The organism is Enterobacter genomosp. S, from assembly GCF_001631805.1.
Taxonomy (GTDB): domain Bacteria; phylum Pseudomonadota; class Gammaproteobacteria; order Enterobacterales; family Enterobacteriaceae; genus Enterobacter; species Enterobacter quasihormaechei.
Window position 1 is genome coordinate 293,178 of record NZ_LVVA01000022.1, and the last position, 6,809, is coordinate 299,986.

6 protein-coding genes are annotated in these 6,809 nt (G+C 55.4%); 2 read left to right on the forward strand and 4 right to left on the reverse strand.

From position 1 onward, the window contains the following. Positions 1-380 precede the first annotated feature (380 nt). Positions 381-1,592: an MFS transporter gene (locus A3466_RS19750; protein ID WP_063452020.1), complete on the forward strand. Its 1,212-nt coding sequence runs from the start codon at positions 381-383 to the stop codon at positions 1,590-1,592. 3 nt (positions 1,593-1,595) lie between these two features. Here the strand turns inward: A3466_RS19750 and speB are convergent, their stop codons facing one another. The 4 genes from speB to A3466_RS23940 form a co-directional block, all read right to left on the reverse strand. Further along, positions 1,596-2,516, reverse strand: a complete 921-nt coding sequence (gene speB, locus A3466_RS19755) for an agmatinase (RefSeq protein ID WP_017382921.1) — start codon at positions 2,514-2,516, stop codon at positions 1,596-1,598. A gap of 209 nt (positions 2,517-2,725) precedes the next feature. Beyond that, positions 2,726-4,702, reverse strand: a complete 1,977-nt coding sequence (gene speA / locus A3466_RS19760) for a biosynthetic arginine decarboxylase (RefSeq protein ID WP_022649348.1) — start codon at positions 4,700-4,702, stop codon at positions 2,726-2,728. Positions 4,703-4,710: 8 nt separating this feature from the next. Next, positions 4,711-4,842 (reverse strand): acid stress response protein YqgB, encoded by a 132-nt coding sequence (gene yqgB / locus A3466_RS22645; protein WP_129741668.1) that lies wholly within the window; start codon positions 4,840-4,842, stop codon positions 4,711-4,713. A gap of 94 nt (positions 4,843-4,936) precedes the next feature. Beyond that, a complete protein-coding gene (locus tag A3466_RS23940; RefSeq protein WP_425605720.1) occupies positions 4,937-5,077 on the reverse strand; it encodes a hypothetical protein in 141 nt (46 codons plus the stop codon). Positions 5,078-5,502: 425 nt separating this feature from the next. On the opposite strand from A3466_RS23940, the gene metK reads away from it, so the two are divergent. Continuing rightward, a complete protein-coding gene (gene metK / locus A3466_RS19765; RefSeq protein WP_003860037.1) occupies positions 5,503-6,657 on the forward strand; it encodes a methionine adenosyltransferase in 1,155 nt (384 codons plus the stop codon). Positions 6,658-6,809: the final 152 nt, after the last annotated feature.

Here is a 6,809-nt window from a genome sequence, read left to right on the forward strand (position 1 = left end):
TCTGTTTCTTATTTAATACGGTCAATATAAAAGCGATGAATGTTTCGTCAAGCCGCAATGTGACTAATTTGTTAATCAAACGGTAATTAATTAACTAAGTGTGCAAAGGATCACGAAAAAATGCAGCGATATGAAATTTTCATTATTGCGGCGTGAAAGAATAGGATTTCTCGATGGCGTTAAATTTTAATAAACAATGATTGACTTCTTTTCTTTTTGTTCCTTAAAAATAAAAGAAGGGAAAGTTATGGTGTTTCACCTGTGAAACTTAATTTTATTTTTACCTGAATAAACAATGAGTTTCACAGGTGAACCATTTTACCCCTGTGACAATCACGCGCATAAAAAATAGAAATAAGCGAAAACATAAGGCAGGCGTTATGACGGCAAGATGGCAAGGCACAGTGGCATTGTTATTACTCATTATTATTTCCTACGTCGACCGGGTAAATATTTCTGTCATGATTTTAAACCCGGAATTTGCCCAACATTTTCAGCTAAATGAAAACAGAATGTTACAGGGAATGCTTATGACCTGTTTTCTGCTGGGTTATGGATTTTCGGCTTTATTATTAACGCCGGTTATTGAAAGCAAACTCCATTATCGACAGGGATTATTGAGCAGCATAGCGATGTGGGCAGCAGTATGCGCCATTTCTCCGCTGCTCGGATCGCTGATGGGCATGCTCATCGCGCGCACGATCCTGGGGATCGCTGAGGGGCCGCTCTTTTCGCTGAAAACGCGCTTCATCAGCGATCACTTTAGCGTGCAGGAGATCGGCAAACCCAACGCCGTGACCGCGCTGGGGGTCTCGCTCGGGCTGGCCGTGGGCTTTCCTCTGGTGACGTGGCTGATGGCGCATCTCGGCTGGGCCGGATCGTTTTATGCCCTGGCGGTACTGAACCTGGTGCTGGGCGGCGGCCTTGTCTGGCGCTTCCTGCCCGCGCCGCAGGGTGCGGAGCCGATCAAAAAACCGGGCTTCGCAGAGACGTTTTCGCTGGCCTGGCAGACGCCGCTGCTCGGGTGGATCCTGCTGGTGGAGATTGCCACCCTGAGCTATCTCTGGGGGAGCAGCGCCTGGCTGCCCGCGTGGCTGCGCGACGAGCATCATTTCTCGCTGCACGCCACGGGCATGCTTGCGGCCATTCCCTTCCTGCTGAGTCTGGGCTCGAAGTTCCTCGGCGGGGTGCTGCTCGACAAAATGCGTCCGGAACAGGCGCCAATGCTGTTTGTGGTGGGCGGCGCGCTGACGGCACTGTCCGTGGTCGCGCTGATGCTCAGCCATCAGCCTGCCTGGCTGGCGCTGTTTATGCTCTCGGCGAATATCTTCTGGGGGCTTCAGGGGGCGGCTATTCCGGCGGTGATCCAGCATCACGCCGCGCGGGAAGCGGTGGGCAGCGCTTACGGCATTATCAATGGGATCGGCAATATCTGCGCGGCGTTTATTCCGCTGCTGATGGGGATGGTGATGAGGTCGGTGGGGTCGGTTAGCTCAGGCTTTTCGGTGCTGGTCGTCTCGCAGGCAATCACCCTGCTTGCCGGGGGAATGTTGCTGCTGCGCATGCGTCGCGCAGCAGCAATCAGCGCGTAAGGCTTATTCGCCTTTTTTCGCGGCCTGGATGTAGAGCATTTCCAGCGCCAGGGTCGCCGCGGCAAGCGCGGTGATCTCGGACTGGTCATAGGCTGGCGCCACTTCCACCACGTCCATCCCAACGATGTTCAGATCCTTCAGGCCACGCACCAGCTTGATGGCGCGGTCTGACGTCAGGCCGCCAATCACCGGCGTACCGGTACCCGGTGCAAACGCCGGATCCAGGCAGTCGATGTCAAAGGTCAGATACACGGGCATATCGCCGACGATCTGCTTAACCTGAGCCAGAATATCGTCCACGCCGCGATCGTTCACCTGGCCGGCGTCCAGCACGGTGAAGCCGTTATCTTTGTCGAACTCGGTACGGATGCCGATCTGCACGGAGTGGTTCGGATCGATCAGGCCTTCTTTTGGCGCGGTGTAGAACATGGTGCCGTGGTCGAACTCGCAGCCGTTCGCGTAGGTGTCGGTATGTGCATCGAAGTGCACCAGCGCCATTTTACCGAAGTGCTTCGCGTGGGCGCGCAGCAGCGGCAGAGTGACAAAGTGGTCACCGCCGAAGGAGAGCATGCGTTTGCCGGCCGCCAGCAGTTTCTCTGCGTGCGCCTGCAATTTTTCGCTCATTTCGCGCGCGTCGCCGAAGGCGTACACCAGGTCACCGCAGTCCACCACGTTCAGGCGCTCGCGCATGTCGAAGTTCCACGGGAAGCGGTTGTGCTCCCAGGCCAGGTTGGTGGAAACCTGACGGATTGCCGCCGGGCCGTGACGACCACCCGCACGACCGGAGGTTGCCATGTCGAACGGTACGCCGGTGATCACCCAGTCAGCGTCGCTGTCGTACGGCTGGAAGTTCATTGGAAGGCGTAAAAAACCAAACGCGTTAGATACCAGAGAGTTATCGTACTGATGACCTAAAGTGCTCATGTCCAGACCTCTTTTAACGTCGATACATTAAAAACAGATGAAAAAAAATCCCCTCCGCGTCGTTAAACCCGACGAGGAAGGGATTGATTCGTAAATCGCATATTGGGGCGAATTATCGCCGGTAATTCATACGGGTTCAAGTGAGTATAGGCGCTGGTGCGGTCTTTGCCCTCACCCCAACCCTCTCCCACAGGAAGAGGGAGTTTTACCTACTCGTCTTCCAGGTAGGTGTACCCGTACAGACCCGCTTCAAACTCTTCCAGGAACTGCTGCTGCAAGGCATCGTCCAGACCGGTGTTTTTCACCTGGTCACGGAACTGGGTGAGCAGTTTTTTCGGATCCAGCTGCACGTATTCGAGCATGTCCGCCACGGTGTCCCCTTCGTCGGACAGCTCAACCTCGACGCTGCCGTCAGGGAAGACAAACACGTCAACCGCTTCGGTATCGCCGAACAGGTTGTGCATGTTGCCGAGGATCTCCTGATACGCACCCACCATAAAGAAGCCCAGCATTGGCGGGTTCTCCGGATCGTACTCCGGCATTGGCATCGTCGTTGCGATACCATCACCGTCTACATAGTGGTCAATCGCGCCGTCAGAGTCACAGGTGATGTCCAGCAGCACCGCGCGACGTTCCGGGGCGTGGTTCAGCCCTTCCAGCGGCAGAACCGGGAACAGCTGGTCGATACCCCAGGCATCCGGCATCGACTGGAACAGGGAGAAGTTGACGTACATTTTGTCCGCCATACGCTCCTGCAACTCGTCGATAATCGGACGATGCGCGCGGTTGCTCGGGTCGAGCTGTTTCTGCACTTCATGGCACATGTTCAGATAGAGCTGCTCCGCCCACGCACGCTCTTGCAGGCTAAAGGTGCCTGACGAGTAGCCGACGTGAATATCGTGCAAGTCCATCTGGCTGTCGTGCAGCCATTCGCGTAGGGAGCGACGCGTGCCCGGCTCGTGCATTTCCTGCCAGGTTTCCCACATGCTTTGCAGGGAACGTGGGGCATCGTCTGCCGGAGGCGTCGCTTCGGTGATTTCGCTACGCTCGACGCCGATGATGTTAGACACCAGCACCGTATGGTGCGCGGTAACCGCGCGGCCAGATTCGGTGATCACTGTCGGGTGCGGCAGGCCGTGCTCTTCGCAGGCATCGCCAATCGCCCAGATGATGTTGTTGGCATATTCGTTCAGGCCGTAGTTGACCGAGCAGTCGGACTGGGAGCGGGTTCCTTCGTAGTCCACGCCCAGGCCGCCGCCCACGTCAAAGCACTGAATGTTCACGCCAAGCTTATGCAGCTCAACGTAGAATCGCGCGGATTCACGCACGCCGGTGGCGATGTCGCGGATATTGGCCATCTGCGAGCCGAGGTGGAAGTGCAGCAGCTGAATGCTGTCCAGTCGACCGCGCTCGCGCAGAATCTCCACCAGCTGAAGCACCTGGTTCGCCGCGAGGCCGAACTTGGATTTTTCACCGCCGGAAGACTGCCATTTACCGGACCCCTGCGACGCCAGTCGCGCACGCACGCCAAGGCGCGGGATCACGTTCAGACGCTCGGCCTCTTCCAGCACGATCGCGATTTCGGTCATCTTCTCGATCACCAGATAGACCTTGTGGCCCATCTTCTCGCCAATCAGCGCCAGACGGATGTATTCGCGGTCCTTATAGCCGTTACAGACGATCACCGACCGGGTCATGCCCGCGTGCGCCAGAACGGCCATGAGCTCCGCTTTGGAACCGGCTTCCAGGCCCAGCGGCTCGCCGGAGTGGATCAGGGACTCAATCACGCGGCGGTGCTGGTTTACCTTGATCGGGTAAACGAGGAAATAGTCGCCGTTATAACCATACGATTCGCGCGCGCGTTTGAACGCGGCGTTAATAGAACGCAGGCGGTGTTGCAGGATCTGCGGGAAGCAGAACAGTGCAGGCAAGCGCTGGCCCTGCGCTTCACGGGCTTTCACCAGCTTAGCGAGATCCACGCGCGCTTCCGGGACGTCCGGATCCGGGCAGACGCTGATGTGGCCCAGTTCGTTAACGTCGTAGTAGTTATTGCCCCACCAGGCAATATTGTAAGTGCGCAGCATCTTGCTGGCTTCCTGGGAGCTCATCGCAACCTCCTGCATAGAACGTAGTACACCCTGTTCGCCTGCTGACGAAGGCGAAAGCGAAGACATGTCGTCAGACATAGCGAACCTCAACTCTTTGTAGTAAGTGTAAAACAGTTGACTACTATCGCAGCGTTATACGGCGATAACAACCCATTAACGGCTCCATTTCCCAGCAGAGTATGCTGAAATCCAGACCGTGCGACCGGTTTCTTATTCATATCATTGTAAAACACGTATCCGAACTCTGTATGACAAGGTTCGGCGAAACCACGAGAAAACTCCTGTATTAACAAGAGCGCCCTTGTTCAGTTTTCACAAAGCGTAACCGGCTCTGGAATCCTGAGAAGCACCGAGATGGGTATAACATCGGCAGGTGTTTAAACCAGAAGTGCGGGTGGGAATCACATGCGCGCCAGAACGGCTGCGCTGAATGAGCGGAAAACGATGGTTCATTATCTCGTATCACCTCCACGGCCGCCTCTGCTGAAACGGACCACAAGCCAAAGCTAAAAGTTCACTGCTTAACCCGGCTGGAAGTGGCGACACGATGTGTTCATCGAGCGCTGATTTTATATGAGCCGCGCGCCGCGTTTTATACCGAGAAGGTTGCTAAAAAGCAAAATAAAAATGTGCATGTTGCCAGCGCCGTCAGGAAAAATTTCCAGCTATGTTTTCAACGCAGTGAGAGGTGAGTCAAAAAAAACTGGAAATCGGGCGAAGAAGTGACCTAAAATAGCCATCCAGATGTTAATCCATCCATACCGATTAACACTCAGACTGCCAGTGTCAAAATCCTGTAGGCCTTGGTAGAATTATCTCCTTTGGCTATTCCACACAGCAGCTTGAGCTAACCAAATTCCTCTTAGGTGAAATAAAACATGGCAAAACACCTGTTTACGTCCGAGTCCGTATCAGAAGGACATCCTGATAAAATTGCTGACCAAATCTCCGATGCGGTGCTGGATGCGATCCTCGCGCAGGATCCGAAGGCGCGCGTAGCGTGTGAAACCTATGTCAAAACCGGCATGGTTCTGGTTGGCGGTGAGATCACCACCAGCGCATGGGTTGATATCGAAGAGATCACCCGTAACACGGTACGTGAGATCGGCTATGTGCATTCTGATATGGGCTTTGATGCCAACTCCTGCGCCGTACTGAGCGCGATTGGCAAACAGTCTCCGGACATCAACCAGGGCGTTGACCGTGCCGATCCGCTGGAACAGGGCGCGGGCGACCAGGGCCTGATGTTCGGCTATGCGACCAACGAAACCGACGTGCTGATGCCGGCCCCTGTGACTTACGCACACCGTCTGGTGCAGCGTCAGGCTGAAGTGCGTAAAAACGGCACTCTGCCGTGGCTGCGTCCGGATGCGAAAAGCCAGGTGACCTTCCAGTACGACGACGGGAAAATCGTTGGCATCGATGCCGTGGTTCTCTCCACGCAGCATGCTGAAGAGATTGACCAGAAATCGCTGCAAGAAGCGGTGATGGAAGAGATCATCAAGCCGGTTCTGCCGACTGAGTGGCTGAGCTCTGCGACCAAATTCTTCATCAACCCAACCGGACGCTTTGTTATCGGCGGGCCTATGGGTGACTGCGGTCTGACCGGTCGTAAAATCATCGTTGATACCTACGGCGGCATGGCGCGTCACGGTGGCGGTGCATTCTCCGGTAAAGATCCGTCTAAAGTTGACCGTTCTGCCGCGTACGCTGCGCGTTATGTGGCGAAAAACATCGTTGCTGCCGGCCTGGCTGACCGCTGTGAGATTCAGGTTTCCTACGCTATCGGCGTGGCTGAGCCAACCTCCATCATGGTGGAAACCTTCGGTACTGAAAAAGTGCCTTCAGAACAGCTGACCCTGCTGGTGCGCGAGTTCTTCGACCTGCGCCCATACGGCCTGATTCAGATGCTGGATCTGCTGCACCCAATCTACCAGGAAACTGCCGCTTACGGTCACTTTGGTCGCGAACATTTCCCATGGGAAAAAACCGACAAAGCCGCCCTGCTGCGTGACGCTGCCGGTCTGAAGTAATCGACTGACAGCTGCTAAAACAGGCCAGCCTTTGTGCTGGCTTTTTTTATGTCGGGTAGCGGCTGGGCCCTTAACCCCACAACTATTTTTTTGGGGGGGCGGGGGCGCCCCCCCCCCCCCCACATTTAACCCCCAAAAAAAAAAGCCGGGAA